This is a genomic window from Paradevosia shaoguanensis, assembly GCF_016801025.1.
GTDB classification, from domain to species: Bacteria; Pseudomonadota; Alphaproteobacteria; order Rhizobiales; family Devosiaceae; genus Paradevosia; species Paradevosia shaoguanensis.
The window spans coordinates 2,520,338-2,533,423 of sequence record NZ_CP068983.1 but is presented as its reverse complement, the minus strand read 5'-3'; the positions used below and the strand labels follow the sequence as shown (position 1 = coordinate 2,533,423).

General features: G+C 64.0%; 16 protein-coding genes and 1 other RNA gene. 5 read left to right on the top strand and 12 right to left on the bottom strand.

Features of this window, described 5'->3' with window-relative positions; genetic code table 11:
- Nucleotides 1–101 precede the first annotated feature (101 nt).
- A complete protein-coding gene (locus JNE37_RS12135; RefSeq protein WP_035035673.1) occupies nucleotides 102–542 on the top strand; it encodes a CHRD domain-containing protein in 441 nt (146 codons plus the stop codon).
- Here JNE37_RS12135 and ybgC read toward each other — a convergent pair whose 3' ends face one another.
- The 6 genes from ybgC to ruvC are packed head-to-tail and all read right to left on the bottom strand — an operon-like array spanning nucleotide 543 to nucleotide 3,967.
- Nucleotides 543–935, bottom strand: coding sequence for a tol-pal system-associated acyl-CoA thioesterase (gene ybgC / locus JNE37_RS12130; protein WP_246513228.1), 393 nt, complete (start codon nucleotides 933–935; stop codon nucleotides 543–545).
- Complete coding sequence (locus JNE37_RS12125) at nucleotides 932–1,459, bottom strand: rhomboid family intramembrane serine protease (protein WP_203062972.1); 528 nt, start codon at nucleotides 1,457–1,459, stop codon at nucleotides 932–934. Before JNE37_RS12125 ends, ybgC begins: the two co-directional genes overlap by 4 nt.
- Nucleotides 1,456–2,490, bottom strand: a complete 1,035-nt coding sequence (ruvB, locus tag JNE37_RS12120) for a Holliday junction branch migration DNA helicase RuvB (protein ID WP_379125327.1) — start codon at nucleotides 2,488–2,490, stop codon at nucleotides 1,456–1,458. The genes JNE37_RS12125 and ruvB overlap by 4 nt, the downstream gene beginning before the upstream one ends.
- A gap of 15 nt (nucleotides 2,491–2,505) precedes the next feature.
- Complete coding sequence (locus JNE37_RS12115; RefSeq protein WP_035095245.1) at nucleotides 2,506–2,817, bottom strand: hypothetical protein; 312 nt, start codon at nucleotides 2,815–2,817, stop codon at nucleotides 2,506–2,508.
- Between the two features lie 32 nt (nucleotides 2,818–2,849).
- Nucleotides 2,850–3,467, bottom strand: coding sequence for a Holliday junction branch migration protein RuvA (ruvA, locus tag JNE37_RS12110; RefSeq protein WP_035035662.1), 618 nt, complete (start codon nucleotides 3,465–3,467; stop codon nucleotides 2,850–2,852).
- Entirely contained in the window at nucleotides 3,464–3,967 is a 504-nt protein-coding gene (ruvC, locus tag JNE37_RS12105; RefSeq protein WP_203062968.1) for a crossover junction endodeoxyribonuclease RuvC, read from the bottom strand. The genes ruvA and ruvC overlap by 4 nt, the downstream gene beginning before the upstream one ends.
- Nucleotides 3,968–4,155: 188 nt before the next feature.
- Between ruvC and JNE37_RS12100 the strand changes: the two genes are divergently transcribed.
- Nucleotides 4,156–4,938, top strand: coding sequence for a GGDEF domain-containing protein (locus JNE37_RS12100; protein ID WP_160176340.1), 783 nt, complete (start codon nucleotides 4,156–4,158; stop codon nucleotides 4,936–4,938).
- Nucleotides 4,939–4,999: 61 nt separating this feature from the next.
- On the opposite strand, the gene JNE37_RS12095 is transcribed toward JNE37_RS12100, so the two are convergent.
- The 4 genes from JNE37_RS12095 to ssrS form a co-directional block, all read right to left on the bottom strand.
- Complete coding sequence (locus tag JNE37_RS12095) at nucleotides 5,000–5,758, bottom strand: YebC/PmpR family DNA-binding transcriptional regulator (RefSeq protein ID WP_035035656.1); 759 nt, start codon at nucleotides 5,756–5,758, stop codon at nucleotides 5,000–5,002.
- Between the two features lie 78 nt (nucleotides 5,759–5,836).
- Entirely contained in the window at nucleotides 5,837–6,652 is an 816-nt protein-coding gene (locus JNE37_RS12090) for a TIGR00282 family metallophosphoesterase (protein WP_035095253.1), read from the bottom strand.
- Nucleotides 6,649–7,242 carry a 5-formyltetrahydrofolate cyclo-ligase gene (locus JNE37_RS12085; RefSeq protein ID WP_035035650.1) on the bottom strand — a complete coding sequence of 198 codons (594 nt, stop codon included), beginning with the start codon at nucleotides 7,240–7,242 and terminating at the stop codon, nucleotides 6,649–6,651. The genes JNE37_RS12090 and JNE37_RS12085 overlap by 4 nt, the downstream gene beginning before the upstream one ends.
- A 26-nt stretch (nucleotides 7,243–7,268) precedes the next feature.
- A non-coding RNA gene (gene ssrS / locus JNE37_RS12080) (6S RNA) lies at nucleotides 7,269–7,427 on the bottom strand.
- A gap of 97 nt (nucleotides 7,428–7,524) precedes the next feature.
- Between ssrS and JNE37_RS12075 the strand changes: the two genes are divergently transcribed.
- Complete coding sequence (locus JNE37_RS12075; RefSeq protein ID WP_203062967.1) at nucleotides 7,525–9,159, top strand: Na+/H+ antiporter; 1,635 nt, start codon at nucleotides 7,525–7,527, stop codon at nucleotides 9,157–9,159.
- A 40-nt stretch (nucleotides 9,160–9,199) separates the two neighbouring features.
- Nucleotides 9,200–10,132, top strand: a complete 933-nt coding sequence (locus JNE37_RS12070) for a lytic transglycosylase domain-containing protein (RefSeq protein WP_203062966.1) — start codon at nucleotides 9,200–9,202, stop codon at nucleotides 10,130–10,132.
- 48 nt (nucleotides 10,133–10,180) lie between these two features.
- Here JNE37_RS12070 and JNE37_RS12065 read toward each other — a convergent pair whose 3' ends face one another.
- Nucleotides 10,181–10,555 (bottom strand): cell division protein ZapA, encoded by a 375-nt coding sequence (locus tag JNE37_RS12065; protein WP_035035646.1) that lies wholly within the window; start codon nucleotides 10,553–10,555, stop codon nucleotides 10,181–10,183.
- Nucleotides 10,556–10,562: 7 nt separating this feature from the next.
- A complete protein-coding gene (locus JNE37_RS12060) occupies nucleotides 10,563–10,844 on the bottom strand; it encodes a DUF4164 family protein (RefSeq protein ID WP_035035645.1) in 282 nt (93 codons plus the stop codon).
- A 260-nt stretch (nucleotides 10,845–11,104) separates the two neighbouring features.
- Between JNE37_RS12060 and tkt the strand changes: the two genes are divergently transcribed.
- On the top strand, nucleotides 11,105–13,078 hold the full coding sequence (tkt, locus tag JNE37_RS12055; RefSeq protein ID WP_203062965.1) for a transketolase: 1,974 nt from the start codon (nucleotides 11,105–11,107) through the stop codon (nucleotides 13,076–13,078).
- Nucleotides 13,079–13,086 lie beyond the last annotated feature (8 nt).

Sequence of the window (13,086 nt, the reverse complement as noted above, 5' to 3'; positions counted from 1 at the left end):
CCACCTCACAAAGCGGTGAGAGGAAGGCGGAACTTCGTGAGCGACCTTTCGTTGGTAGACATGCGCAGCCTCAACGCTGCACTCACCTCAAGGAGAGTCCAATGTCTATCTCGGTTCGCCCTCTCATCGTGGCAACGACCTTGGCCTTCGCCCTGGCGGCGACGCCCGCCTTCGCCGAAATGGTCCACTTCAAGGCAGCGCTCGACGGAAAATCGGAAGTGCCGCCCACTGACTCGGCCGGTACGGGCACGGTCGATGCGACCTACGATACGGACAGCAAGGCCTTTACCTGGACCATCGACTATTCGGGCCTGAGCGGTGACGCCAGCGCCGCCCACTTCCATGGCCCTGCCGATCCGGGCGCCAATGCCAGCCCGGTCGTGCCGATCGATGGCGCGCTGACCAGCCCCATCAAGGGCACCGCGACGCTGACCGACGAACAGGCCACCGACCTTCAGGCCGGCAAGTGGTACTTCAACATCCACACCGCCAAGTTCCCGGATGGCGAAATCCGCGGCCAGGTCACCAAGGCCGATATGTAATCAACTCTTGAGGGCGGCGAGCATCAGCCGAGGCAGGCGCGCCGCCCCGCCTCCCACCTTGATCGACACGACGACGACCGTCGCGCGTGTCAGCACCTCATCACCCCGCCGGATAACCTGCTCGAGCGTCAGCCGCGCGCCGGAAAAGTTCGCGACGCTGGTTTCGACATCGAGAAGGTCATCGATATGAGCGGCGCCTTCGAATTCGATCTGCATCGAACGGACTGCGAAGGCGATGCCCTGCTCGGCGAGCTCGGAATGGTGGATGCCCAGATCGCGCAGGAATTCCGTACGCCCCCGCTCGAAGAACTTGAGATAGGAGGCGTGGTAGACATTGCCGGAAAAGTCGGTGTCTTCGTAATAGACCCGAACGGCCAGGTGGTGCGGGATCATGACTTGGCCCTCCCGAGAAACCCGATCGCGCCGCCAACCAGGAGCGGCGGACCATGGATGTCGTGGTTTGCGATGAGCACCAGCGCCCCGCCGAAGCAGAGCAGCGGGAAGACGAGGCGCGCGACGACCGGAACGCCCTCGCGGCGCAATTGCCAAATGGCCAGTACGCCGATGAGACCGCAGACTGCTACCGAATTGCCGGCCCCGAAAGGCTGCCAGAAGATACCCGCAATCTCGCCGGACAAGCCGCCGGCAACGTAAGCCAGCACCCAGATCGTCCGCCCCAGCATAAGTTCGACGAATGTACCGGCGACCGCGAGAGCGGCAAAGTTGAAGACGATCTGCCGCGCGCCTTCGTCATGGACGAGCCAGGCGGTGACGAACCGCCAGTATTCGCCGGCAAGCATCGATGGCTGGCGCTGCAAGGCAGGCAATACGCCTGGCCAGATCATCTGCGCAGCCGTGAACGCAGTCGTCACCATGAAGACCGCTACGGTCAGCCAAGGCAGCCTGGCCAGCGTCATTCCTCGCCTTCCGGCTCTTCGAACAGGCTCGCCTGCATGCCGACGAAGCCTTGCGGCACGGAGAGACCCAGATGCTGGAACGCCAGCGCCGTCAGCATGCGCCCGCGCGGCGTGCGCTGGATGAAGCCCTGCTGGATGAGATAGGGCTCGACGATCTCTTCGATGGCATCACGCGGCTCGGAAAGCGCGGCGGCGATGGTCTCGATGCCGACCGGTCCGCCACCGTAGAAATTGGCGATGGTTGTGAGGTACCGTCGATCGAGTTGGTCGAGCCCACGCGCATCGACATCGAGGCGCAACAACGCCTTGTCGGCGACCGAGCGCGTCACCTCGCTGGCATTGTCGACCAGTGCGAAATCGACCACACGGCGCAGCAGCCGGCCAGCGATACGCGGCGTGCCGCGCGACCGGCGGGCGATCTCCATCGCCCCATCGGGCGCCATGCCGATGCCCATCAACCGCGCTCCGCGCTCGACGATGAGGACGAGCTCCTCGGGCGTGTAGAAATTGAGCCGGATCGGGATGCCGAAGCGATCACGGAGCGGCGTGGTAAGGAGCCCGGCGCGGGTGGTGGCGCCAACGAGCGTGAATTTGGCGAGGTCGATGCGCACAGAGCGCGCCGCGGGGCCTTCGCCGATAATGAGATCGAGCTGGAAATCCTCCATCGCCGGATAGAGGATTTCCTCGACCGCCGGATTGAGGCGGTGGATTTCGTCGATGAAGAGCACGTCGCGCTCTTCAAGATTGGTGAGCAACGCCGCCAAATCCCCGGCCTTGGCGATCACCGGACCGGACGTCGCACGGAAACCGACGCCCAGTTCGCGCGCCACGATCTGCGCGAGCGTCGTCTTGCCGAGGCCTGGCGGCCCGACAAAGAGCACATGGTCGAGCGCCGCCTTGCGCTGCTTGGCAGCCTGGATGAAGACCTCAAGATTGGCGCGCGCAGCCGCCTGCCCGACGAATTCGGAAAAGCCGGAGGGCCGCAGGGAAACGTCCAGTCCCTCGTCACGGCCAGCGGATGCGGAGGTCAAAGAAGTCACGGGCGGCTACTCGATATTCCTGACCGCGACGCAAGCGGATTTGACGGCCTTCTTGTTCTTGAGGTCGGGATTGGAGCGGGTCATGCGGAAGAACTTCTTGGTCAGGTAATCGAGCCGCGCGTCGCAAGACCAGCGCGGAAGGGGATTGCTGGGATCGTGGAAATAATAGGGCTTGGCCGAGCCATCCGCCTCGACGAACCAGATCGCGACGGCAGTCGCTTCGTTCTGGTCTGCCTTGGCGGCAACGGGAGCTACCAGCGGCAGAAGCGCCGCCCCCAGGATCGCCGGCCGTCGTACCAGTTTCAGTATCTGTTTCATCACGTCCCCCAATGATGCCATCTACAACAGCCCTAGCTGCTCAGCTCGCGCAAGCCCAGCCGGATGAGCTTTTCGGTTGCGGTGTCATCACCCTCGCGGCCGACCACTCGCGCAACGGCGGCAGATGCCTGCGCACTCGAATAGCCAAGATTAGTCAGAGCCGAGACGGCGTCGGTGACGTTGGACGCGGCAACGCCTTCTCCCAGCGCCGCTTGCAGTCCGAGCGTGCCGGCATCGATCGCGCCGATGGCAGGTACCTTGCCCTTAAGCTCGGTGACGATGCGCACAGCCAGCTTGGGGCCGACCCCCGAGGCGCGGCCGACCATGGCCTTGTCCTGGAGCGCGATGGCGCTCGACAATTCGCTCGGCGTGAGCGCCGAGAGGATCGCCAGCGCCACGCGTGCGCCTACCCCCTGTACGGTCATCAGCAGGTTGAACCAGGCCTTTTCGGTTTCGCTCGAGAAGCCATAGAGCCGGATCATGTCCTCGCGCACGAGCATCTCGATGAAGACTACTGCCGCCTCGCCGACACGCGGCAGGGCCGCAAGCGTCTTGGCCGAGCAATGCGCCTCGTAGCAGACCCCGTTGACGTCGATCAGCACGTGATCGTCGCCGAAGGCGTCCACCAGGCCCTTGAGCTTGCCGATCATGCGCCCACCGCCAGCTTGCGATAGGCCCGGTGATGCGCGTGGCAGATGGCTATGGCCAGCGCATCAGCGGCGTCGGCGCCCTTGAAATCGGCGCTCGGAAGAAGCGTTTTCACCATCAGCTGTACCTGATCCTTGTCGGCATGACCCGTCCCGACGATCGATTTCTTGACGAGGTTGGCGGCGTACTCCCCGACGGGGAGCCCGAGCGAGGCCGGCGTCATCAGCGCCACGCCGCGCGCCTGCCCAAGGAGCAGGGCCGAGCGGGCGCCCTGGTTAACGAATGTCTCTTCGACCGCCGCCTCGTCGGGTCGGTAAAGGCCGATGAGATCGGAGAGCGAGGAGAAGAGCGTGGCGAGCCGCACGGCAAGGTCGTCGGTCGTCGGAGGCGTCACCGTGCCGGCGGCGACGAAGGTCAGCCGGTTGCCCGTGCTCTCGATGATTCCCCAGCCGCAGCGGCGCAGCCCCGGGTCAATGCCGATGATTCGTACCGTTCCTGCCATGACAAACTCTTAGTTGCGTCGGACGAGCCTACCAAGGATAAAGTGAACAAACCGGCAACATAGCTGTGATCATCGATACCATTCGTTTGGAGGGGGAAAATGCCCTGATCGGTGCAATTGTATCGATCCGGTCAATGACTCGTTATGAGGGCGCGCCTACGGTCCCCGCGTTCCTCGGAGAAGTCCTGATGCTCGACCGCTTCAAGCATATGACGGCGAATGACTGGCTCTTTGTTGCGAGCTGGACGGCCCTGGGAACCCTGGGCTGCATCCTCAGCGGCGTGATCTGCATGCGGTTCGCTTTCAGCGAACTCGGTCAGCAGGCGGTGGATCGGGCAAGCCTGAGCGCCATCATCATGCCCCTGCTGCTGGCCCCTCCCCTCTTCCTCGTCATGACGCTCAAAGTTATCGACCTACGGCACGCCAATGCACGGCTGCGCAAGGAGGCTTCTACCGACAGCCTCACGGACGTACTCAACCGCGGCGCCTTCGCCAGCGAGATCGACCGCTATCTCGACCGGCCTGCCCCGCCGACGCCGTATTGCGGCGCCCTGCTCGTCATCGATGCCGACAACTTCAAATCGATCAACGACCGCTTCGGTCATCACCATGGCGACGAGGCGCTGACCATCATCGCCCGCTCCATCCGCGCCATCCTGCGCACCGGCGATGTCGTTGGCCGCCTGGGCGGGGAGGAATTCGGCGTCTTCCTGCCCGATGTCGACATGGCGACGGCCCGCTCGCTGGCCGAGCGCATCCGCAAGGCGATCAACCTGGCCGTCTTCACCCCCGGCGGGCAGGTGAGCCAGCTATCGGTCAGCGTGGGCGGGGCAGTCTTCGAGCGCGAAATCGGCTTCACCGAACTCTTCCGCCAGGCCGATCGCAGCCTCTACCAGGCCAAGCGCTTCGGCCGGAACCGCGTGGAAGTCGTGGCCGCGGCCCACCTCAAATGCCAGGGCGCGGCTGCCTGATGCACGAAGGGCGCGCCGGTTTCCCGAACGCGCCCTTCAAATCGATAATCCCAGGGAAAGATCAGACGTCGATCTTGGCCATGTCTTCGTCGCTGATGTCGAAGTTGGCGTAGACATTCTGCACGTCGTCGTCTTCTTCGAGGATCGAGATCAGCTTGAGGAGAGTGGCGCCCTTTTCGGCATCGACCGGGGTCTCGTTCTGGGGCTTCCAGATGGCCTTGACGGACTCGGCTTCGCCCAACGTCTTTTCGAGCGCGGCAGCGACTTCGCCCATGGTCTCGAAAGTCGTGTAGATGGTGTGGCCACCATCCTCTTCGTCCTCATCGGTCTCGACATCGTCGGCGCCGGCTTCGATCGCGGCTTCCATCACCTTGTCGGCGTCGCCGACGGAGAGCGGGTAGAAGATTTCGCCGACGCGGTCGAACATGAAGGAAACCGAATTGGTTTCACCCAGCGCCCCGCCATTCTTGGAGAAGGTCGAGCGGACGTTCGATGCGGTGCGATTGCGGTTGTCGGTCAGCGCCTCGACGATGACGGCGACGCCGCCGGGACCGTAGCCCTCGTAGCGCACTTCATCATAGTTCTCGCCATCCGAGCCGGCGGCCTTCTTGATGGCGCGCTCGATATTGTCCTTGGGCATGGACTGCGACTTGGCGTTGGCGACAGCCAGGCGCAGGCGGGCGTTGAAGGCGGGGTCGGGCACGCCCAGCTTGGCAGCGACGGTGATCTCGCGCGCCAGCTTGGAGAATACCTTCGAGCGCGCCGCATCGCTCTTGCCCTTGCGGTGCATGATGTTCTTGGCATGCGAATGGCCGGCCATTCGGTGATCCTTCGAAAGATGCAGGAATTCGGAGGCGCGTTATATGCAAGCGATGGGCAAATGTGAAGCCGTCTGGCCTCAAAACTCGGGAAAGGCCTGGCTGAGCGAGCCGCCGATCCTTACCGGGCTGATGCGGGCGGCAAGGCCCGTGCGCGGATCGGTTTCGACGGCGATGCCGCAAAGCGTCGCCTCGCCCTCGGCCGGCGTGAAGCGGCCCAGCGCCATTCCGGTGAGGAAGCGATTGACCGGCTCGTCCGCCTCGACGCCGATGACGGAGTCGAAATCGCCGCACATGCCGGCATCGGCCATGAGCGCCGTACCGCCCTTGAGGATGCGATGGTCGCTGGTCGGGATGTGCGTATGCGTGCCGACAACGAGCGTCGCGCGGCCATCGAGGAAATGCCCCATGCCCTGGATCTCGGACGTGGCCTCGGTGTGGAAATCGACGATGATGGCATCGGCCTGCTCGCCCAGAGGGCAAGCGGCGATCGCCGCCTCGACCGCCCGGAAGGGGTCGTCGATCGGGCCCATGAAGACCCGGCCCAGCGCATTGATGACAAGCACGCGGAACCCGTTGCGGCTCTCGACAAACATCGCGCCGCGCCCGGGCGTACCGGGAGCCATGTTGATGGGGCGGAGGAGCGTGGTTTCGCGCTCGATATAAATGAGCGTCTCGCGCTGGTCGAAGGCGTGGTCGCCGAGCGTCACGATATCGGCGCCCGCGTCACGGATGCCGTTGAAGTGGGACTCGGTGAGCCCGCGGCCATGGCTGGCATTCTCGCCGTTGACCACGACGAAGTCGAACCCATAGCGCTCGATGATACCGGGCAGCCGCTCGCTTACGGCGTCGCGGCCCGATCTGCCGACGACGTCGCCCAAAAACAGGAGTTTCATCGGTTGTCTTGGGCTCCAAACAGGCGGACGCCATTCTCGGTGACGACGGCATCGAGCGGCACGTCGTGCTCTTGGCGCGGAATTTCGGGATATTCCTGGGCGGCGAAAGCAAGCCCGATCAGCTTGGGCCTCTTGTTCATCGCCGCCAGGGTGCGATCGTAATAGCCCCCGCCATAGCCCAGCCGCGTGCCGTGCTTGTCGAAGCCAAGCAGCGGCATGAGGATCACGTCCGGCTCGACCTTGGGCGCGCTCTCTTCGGGCGCCAGCGTGCCGAAACCGGCCTCGTAGAGGGGGGAACCGTCCTGCCAGAGACGCAGCTCGAGCGGCAGCTCGTCGCCGAGCACCACCGGCAGGCAGACCGGTTGGCCGCTATCCATGAGGCGGAGGATGATGGGCTGGCAATCCAGCTCGTCGCGGATCGGCCAATAAGCCGCCACCACGGCGCCAGGATCGAGAACGATACCTTCGAAGAAGTGCGCCGCCACGGCCTTGCCTGCATCGACGCGCACATCGTGTCCGATTGCAGCCCGCTGGACATGGGCCTTGCTGCGCAAGCTGGCCTTCGCCTCTTCGATTGTCTCGTCGGTCATGGGCGACGGCCGTACCCCTCGATAATTCAGGTGCCGCCCTGGCCGTGGGATATGCGATCCCGGGAACCTACTGATGTAGGTGGGCGCCGTATGTCCGAACCCACGGGCCCGGTCAGGGACAGCTCCCTTAAGGATCGATAAGGCCCCGGGGATATGATGATCCAACACGCACCGGGCAGCAGCATTGATATAGTGCTTTACCCGCCCATCCGCAAAGCGGTTCTTTCCAAAACTCCTCGCTCAATCTATCGCTTCTGCATGCGCATCCAGTGAAAGATCGGCATGTTCTCCCAGCTCCTGATCGTCGTTATCGGCGCCATCGCCATCTCGATCTTTGCCGAACGCCGGGGCATCCAGGCCCCTCTCCTCATTGTCGCGCTCGGCCTCATAGCGTCCTACATCCCCGGCCTGCCGCGGCTGGAACTCGAGCCGGAAGTCATCCTAACCATCGTGCTGCCGCCCCTCCTCTTTTCTGCGGCCAACGAATTTTCATTCACGAGCTTCGTCAGGCGACTGGGCTCGATCGTCAATCTGGGCGTGATCCTTGTCGTGGTGACGACCTTTGCGGTCGGCTGGATCGCATTCAGCGTCGGCCCCCTGCTCTCGCTGCCGGCCGCGCTCGTGCTCGGCGCCGTGATCTCCCCGCCCGACGCGGTCAGTGCCGTGGCCATCGCCCGCCAGCTTCACCTGCCGGGCCGGCTCATGACGGTGCTCAAGGGTGAAAGCCTCATCAATGACGCGGCGGCGCTGACCCTCTTCAGCCTCACCACGGCTGCCGTCACCGGTGCGCACCTGGCCACCGACAATGTCGCGCTCTTCTTCCTCTACCGCGCCGTTGTCGGCGCGATCTTCGGCGTGGCGCTCGGCGCGCTCGTCCACCGCATCCGCTCATCGGTCAGTAGTTCTTCACTGGCTACAGTACTCACCGTCATTGTGCCGTTCGCCGCCTATCGAGTGGCTGAGGAACTGGGAGCGTCGGGTGTCATTGCCGTGGTTGCTGCCGGCTTTTCGCTCGGATACAACGCCGCCGAGGCTGATTATTCCGAACGCATCCAGGAACGCGAGTTCTGGAAGACCATCAATGCGCTACTCGACGCGTTCGTGTTTGCCTATATCGGCCTGCAACTGCGCTTCGTGGTCGAGGACACCATCGCCGCGGGCTATGATTTCTGGCAGGTCTTCGCGCTCTCGAGCCTCGTGTTGCTAGCGGTGATCGCCGTGCGTATCGCCTGGGTGGTTAGTAGCGGGTACCTTTCGCATCTGCGCGACACTAGAATTCGCGCCAGGCCGCCGCGTGGTGGCACCCGTCGCCGCCTGCCGCCCGAGCCCTTCACTTGGAAGGAGAACCTTGTCGTCGGTTGGTGTGGCATGCGCGGCGTTGTAACGCTCGCCGCCGCCGCCGGTATTCCCTATGTGACGCTGGCAGGCGCTCCCTTCCCGGAGCGCCCGGTGATCCAAACCGTCGCCTTCCTCGTCACCATCGGCACCCTGCTCCTCCAGGGCCTGACACTCCCCTATCTCATCAAGCGGCTCGACCTCGTCGATCCAAACGAGGCCCGTGAAACCAAGCGGCAACTGGCACTTTCGCGCGAAATCAGCCACAAGGCTGCGCACGAGGTCATCGACCGCTTTGCTGCGCTTCATACCTCGGAGGAGGGCCGCAAGATCGCTCAGATCATGATAGAGCGCATGCGGCTTGAGAATACTCAGGCCAAGGTTGCCAAGAGCCACATGCGTGGGCCGGCCATGATCGAACTGGGCCAGGAGGTGCTGATGGCCCGCCGCGCCGCGCTTATCGCCGCGCGTGATGCCCGCCAGCTCGACGACGAATTCCTGCGCGAAACGCTCGAACAGCTCGACCTGCAGCAGGCCGTGCTCGACAACTGGGCGCGCAATGAGGCGGAAGGGCCGATCTGAGCCTCTTGGCCTCGGTCGCCAAACGCGCCAACATGGCGCCATGAGAGTGCGGCTTTTCGGCGTAATGGTGCTTGCGGGTCTCCTGGCTTCCGCAATTCCCGCTTCCAGCGGGGCCGTCGCGCTCGAAACCAGGCCTGCGCGCTATTGCCATACCCTCACCAAGGATGACGGGCGCGAGCGTGACATCTGCATCGCGGCCGACACCTTCAACGCCGATGTCTGCAAGGCCATCGAGGCCTATGCCAATACCTGGCATCTGCCCAAGGGCTACCTTGCCCGCCTCATCTGGCAGGAGAGCCGCTTCGATCCTCTGGCGGTGAGCCCGGCCGGCGCGGAAGGCATCGCCCAGTTCATGCCGGGCACCGGCCGCATCCGCGGCGTCGCCAACGCCTTTGATCCCGCCGAAGCCTTGGCCCGCTCGGCCGAATATCTGAGTTTCCTCAACCGCCGCTTTGGCAATCTCGGGTTGGCGGCAGCTGCCTATAACGCCGGCGAAGGCGCCCTGGAGCGGATCACCGGTAGCGGCGGCTACGTACCCTACGAAACCCGCGACTACGTCGCCATCATCACCGGCCACCCGGTCGAGCGGTGGCTGACGGGCGAGGTGGAGAGCGTCGACTATGCCCTGAGCAAGGACAAGTCCTTCGCCGATGCCTGCCTGCAAATGGCCGAAGCCCGCCCCATGCCGCGCCTCCTGCCGCAAAGCGCGCAATGGCGCCCCTGGGGCGTGCTGATCTGGCAGGATTTCTCCGCCGACAAGGCCCAATCGATCTTCGATCGCGTCCGTACCCGCCATGCCGACCTCATCGGCGAGGAGCAATTGCTACTGCTCAAGGTGCGGAACCCGAACTTCGGCCGGCGGCTGCGCTATTCGGCAATGATCGGTCGGGACAGCCAGAAGGAAGCCGCCGCGCTTTGCGCGAAGCTGACTGCGGCCGGAGCGAATTGTCTGGTGCAGAGGAATAGCCGTTAGCTGACGTAGGTAATGACCTGCGTTACAGGGACGCACCCCATCGCGAAATCAGGCGGGAGTTTGCCCCGTTTCGTCAATCGCGGTGGCGATCGCCTCGACCTTGCGCGCCGTCTCGGACAGCTTCTTGGCGAAGCGCGATTCCAGTTCCTGCGCATCCTGCGCGATGTGCTGGGCCGTGTGGGTCAGCTCCGCCACTTCCTTCTGGAGCGCGTCGATGCGCTTTTCAGCTTCCTCGAGCTCGTCAAGCGCGGCAATGCCGGCCATGACGGTCAGGCGGTTGTCGCCGATTTCGCCGAAGGCGTTCTTGAGGTTGTCGATCGAACGGTTGAAGCGATCGGCCAGCCCGATGAGGTGAGGCTCCTGCCCTTCCTCGCAGGCCATCCGGTACTTGCGACCGTTGATCTCTACATTGACTTCGGGCATCCGCGCCTCACTTGGTCAGGACTTCCCGCACCGTTTCCATGGCATCCACCAGCCGCCGCGACACTTCGTGCGCACTGTCGTCGAGCCGCTTGGCCTTGGCCGATGCCTTGTCCAATTCGCCGGCGAGCTTGGCGCGCTCGCGCACGAGTTGCTGGGTATCTGCCTCGATGCGATTGAGCGCGCGCATGCGACCATTGAGGCTGCGCACACTGGCTTCCAGTCGTCCCACGGCCCGATCGAGCCGCGCCGACGCACTTTCATAGCCGTCTTCAAGGGTTGTATCGCCCATTCGGCTCCCCCGCCGCTTTTTTTCGAATCCGCCGCCTTAAGTAAGCCTCAGCCCAAGAGCCAACGCAACTGGCACGCCTGTTTTGCCAAGGCTGACACGCCATTTTCGGCACGATCAAGGCGGCGTGAAGCCTTGGCCGAACCAAAGACCCTCTTTCGTTGACTCGATACCGGAACCTGCTATGCCTCGAACCCCGCTGGACCAGGCGTCCCGCCGGTTCAAAGAGTCCAGGTTTCTCCGAGGGAAGAGCAGGAAATCCGATGACCAATACCGCCCAGCAGAACGATATGGCCAATGCCATCCGGTCCTTGTCCATGGATGCTGTGGAAAAAGCCAATTCCGGCCACCCTGGATTGCCGATGGGCTGCGCGGATATCGCGACTGTGCTCTTCACCAAGGTGATGAAGTTCGATCCGTCCAACCCGAAATGGGCCGACCGCGACCGCTTCATCCTCTCGGCCGGCCACGGCTCGATGCTGCTCTATTCCTCGCTCTACCTGCTCGGTTATGGCGACATGACCATCGAGGAGATCAAGAACTTCCGCCAGCTCGGCTCCAAGACCGCCGGCCACCCCGAATACGGCTTCGCCGCCGGCATCGAGACGACCACCGGCCCCCTCGGCCAGGGCATCGGCAACTCGGTCGGCTTCGCCGTGGCCGAAGCCAAGCTTGCCGCCGAATTCGGCCCGGACCTCGTCGACCACTACACCTGGGTGCTGGCCGGTGACGGGTGCCTGATGGAAGGCATTTCGCAGGAAGCCATTTCGCTGGCTGGACACCTCAAGCTCAACAAGCTCGTCGTGATCTGGGACAACAACGGCATCACCATCGACGGCAAGGTTTCCAACGCCGACTCCACTGACCAGATCGCGCGCTTCAAGGCCTGCGGCTGGAACACGATCGAGATCGACGGCCACGACCAGGCCCAGATCGAGAAGGCCCTTCTCGACGCCAAGAAGAGCGATAAGCCGACCCTCATCGCCGCCAAGACCACGATCGGCTTCGGCGCGCCCAAGAAGGCCGGCACCGAGAAGGTCCACGGCTCTCCGCTTGGCGCCGAGGAACTGGCCGGCGCCAAGACCGCGCTCGGCATCACCTACCCGGCCTTCGAGGTCCCCGCCGAGATCATCAACGCCTGGCGCGCCGCCGGCACCCGCTCGCAGAACATCCGCGGCGAATGGGAAGCCCGCCTCGCCAAGTCCGACAAGCGCGCCGAATTCGAGCGCCGCATGGCCGGCGACCTGCCTGCCGCCTTCACCCAAGCTGCCGACGCCTTCAAGAAGAAGCTTGCCGAGGAGAAGCCGAAAGTGGCTTCGCGCAAGGCCAGCCAGAATGCGCTCGACGTCATCAATGCGGTGATCCCGGAGACCGTGGGCGGCTCGGCCGACCTCACCGGCTCCAACCTCACCAATACGCCCGAGACCCTGCCCTTCACCGATACCGACCGTACCGGCCGCTACATGCGCTACGGCATCCGCGAGCATGAAATGGCCGCGGCGATGAATGGCATGGCGCTCCATGGCGGCTACATCCCCTATGGCGGCACGTTCCTGGTCTTCACCGACTATGCCCGCCCGGCCATCCGTCTCTCGGCGCTGATGGAACAGCGCGTCATCTACGTGATGACCCACGACTCTATCGGCCTCGGCGAAGACGGCCCGACCCACCAGCCGGTGGAACACCTTTCGGCCCTGCGCGCCATTCCCGAGCTTCTCGTCCTGCGACCTGCTGACGCAACCGAGACGCTCGAATGCTGGCAGATCGCGCTCGAGCACAAGGACCGTCCGTCGATCCTCGCGCTTTCGCGCCAGAACCTGCCGGCGCTGCGCACCGAATACGTCAAGGAGAACCTTTCGGCCAAGGGCGCCTACAGGATTGCCGGTCCCGATGATGCGGACGCCGTGATCTTCGCCACCGGCTCGGAAGTGGCCATTGCCGTCGACGCGCAGAAGCAGCTCGCCGAAAAGGGCATCTCCGCCAAGGTCGTATCGGTTCCGAGCATGGAACTCTTCGCCAAGCAGTCGGACGCCTACCGCGCCTCGATCTTCGGCAAGGCCAAGGCTCGCGTTGCCGTGGAAGCGGGCATTTCGATGAGCTGGGACAAGCTCCTTGGCGACAAGGGCCGGTTCGTGGGCATGCATGGTTTCGGCGCCTCGGCCCCGGCCGAAGCGCTCTACGAGCACTTCGGCATCACGGCCAAAGGCGTGGTTGAAGCCGTTACCGCACAGTTGTAAGAGAAGCG

What these genes read in the sequence shown, in the direction of transcription:
- JNE37_RS12095 (WP_035035656.1), bottom strand. Translation starts at nt 5,758, where the DNA reads ATGGCCGGCCATTCGCATGCCAAGAACATCATGCACCGCAAGGGCAAG.
- JNE37_RS12090 (WP_035095253.1), bottom strand. Translation starts at nt 6,652, where the DNA reads ATGAAACTCCTGTTTTTGGGCGACGTCGTCGGCAGATCGGGCCGCGAC.
- ruvC (WP_203062968.1), bottom strand. Translation starts at nt 3,967, where the DNA reads ATGGCAGGAACGGTACGAATCATCGGCATTGACCCGGGGCTGCGCCGC.
- JNE37_RS12135 (WP_035035673.1), top strand. Translation starts at nt 102, where the DNA reads ATGTCTATCTCGGTTCGCCCTCTCATCGTGGCAACGACCTTGGCCTTC.
- JNE37_RS12085 (WP_035035650.1), bottom strand. Translation starts at nt 7,242, where the DNA reads ATGACCGACGAGACAATCGAAGAGGCGAAGGCCAGCTTGCGCAGCAAG.
- ybgC (WP_246513228.1), bottom strand. Translation starts at nt 935, where the DNA reads ATGATCCCGCACCACCTGGCCGTTCGGGTCTATTACGAAGACACCGAC.
- ruvA (WP_035035662.1), bottom strand. Translation starts at nt 3,467, where the DNA reads ATGATCGGCAAGCTCAAGGGCCTGGTGGACGCCTTCGGCGACGATCAC.
- JNE37_RS12065 (WP_035035646.1), bottom strand. Translation starts at nt 10,555, where the DNA reads ATGCCCGAAGTCAATGTAGAGATCAACGGTCGCAAGTACCGGATGGCC.
- JNE37_RS12060 (WP_035035645.1), bottom strand. Translation starts at nt 10,844, where the DNA reads ATGGGCGATACAACCCTTGAAGACGGCTATGAAAGTGCGTCGGCGCGG.
- JNE37_RS12070 (WP_203062966.1), top strand. Translation starts at nt 9,200, where the DNA reads ATGAGAGTGCGGCTTTTCGGCGTAATGGTGCTTGCGGGTCTCCTGGCT.
- JNE37_RS12075 (WP_203062967.1), top strand. Translation starts at nt 7,525, where the DNA reads ATGTTCTCCCAGCTCCTGATCGTCGTTATCGGCGCCATCGCCATCTCG.
- JNE37_RS12100 (WP_160176340.1), top strand. Translation starts at nt 4,156, where the DNA reads ATGCTCGACCGCTTCAAGCATATGACGGCGAATGACTGGCTCTTTGTT.
- tkt (WP_203062965.1), top strand. Translation starts at nt 11,105, where the DNA reads ATGACCAATACCGCCCAGCAGAACGATATGGCCAATGCCATCCGGTCC.
- JNE37_RS12115 (WP_035095245.1), bottom strand. Translation starts at nt 2,817, where the DNA reads ATGAAACAGATACTGAAACTGGTACGACGGCCGGCGATCCTGGGGGCG.
- JNE37_RS12125 (WP_203062972.1), bottom strand. Translation starts at nt 1,459, where the DNA reads ATGACGCTGGCCAGGCTGCCTTGGCTGACCGTAGCGGTCTTCATGGTG.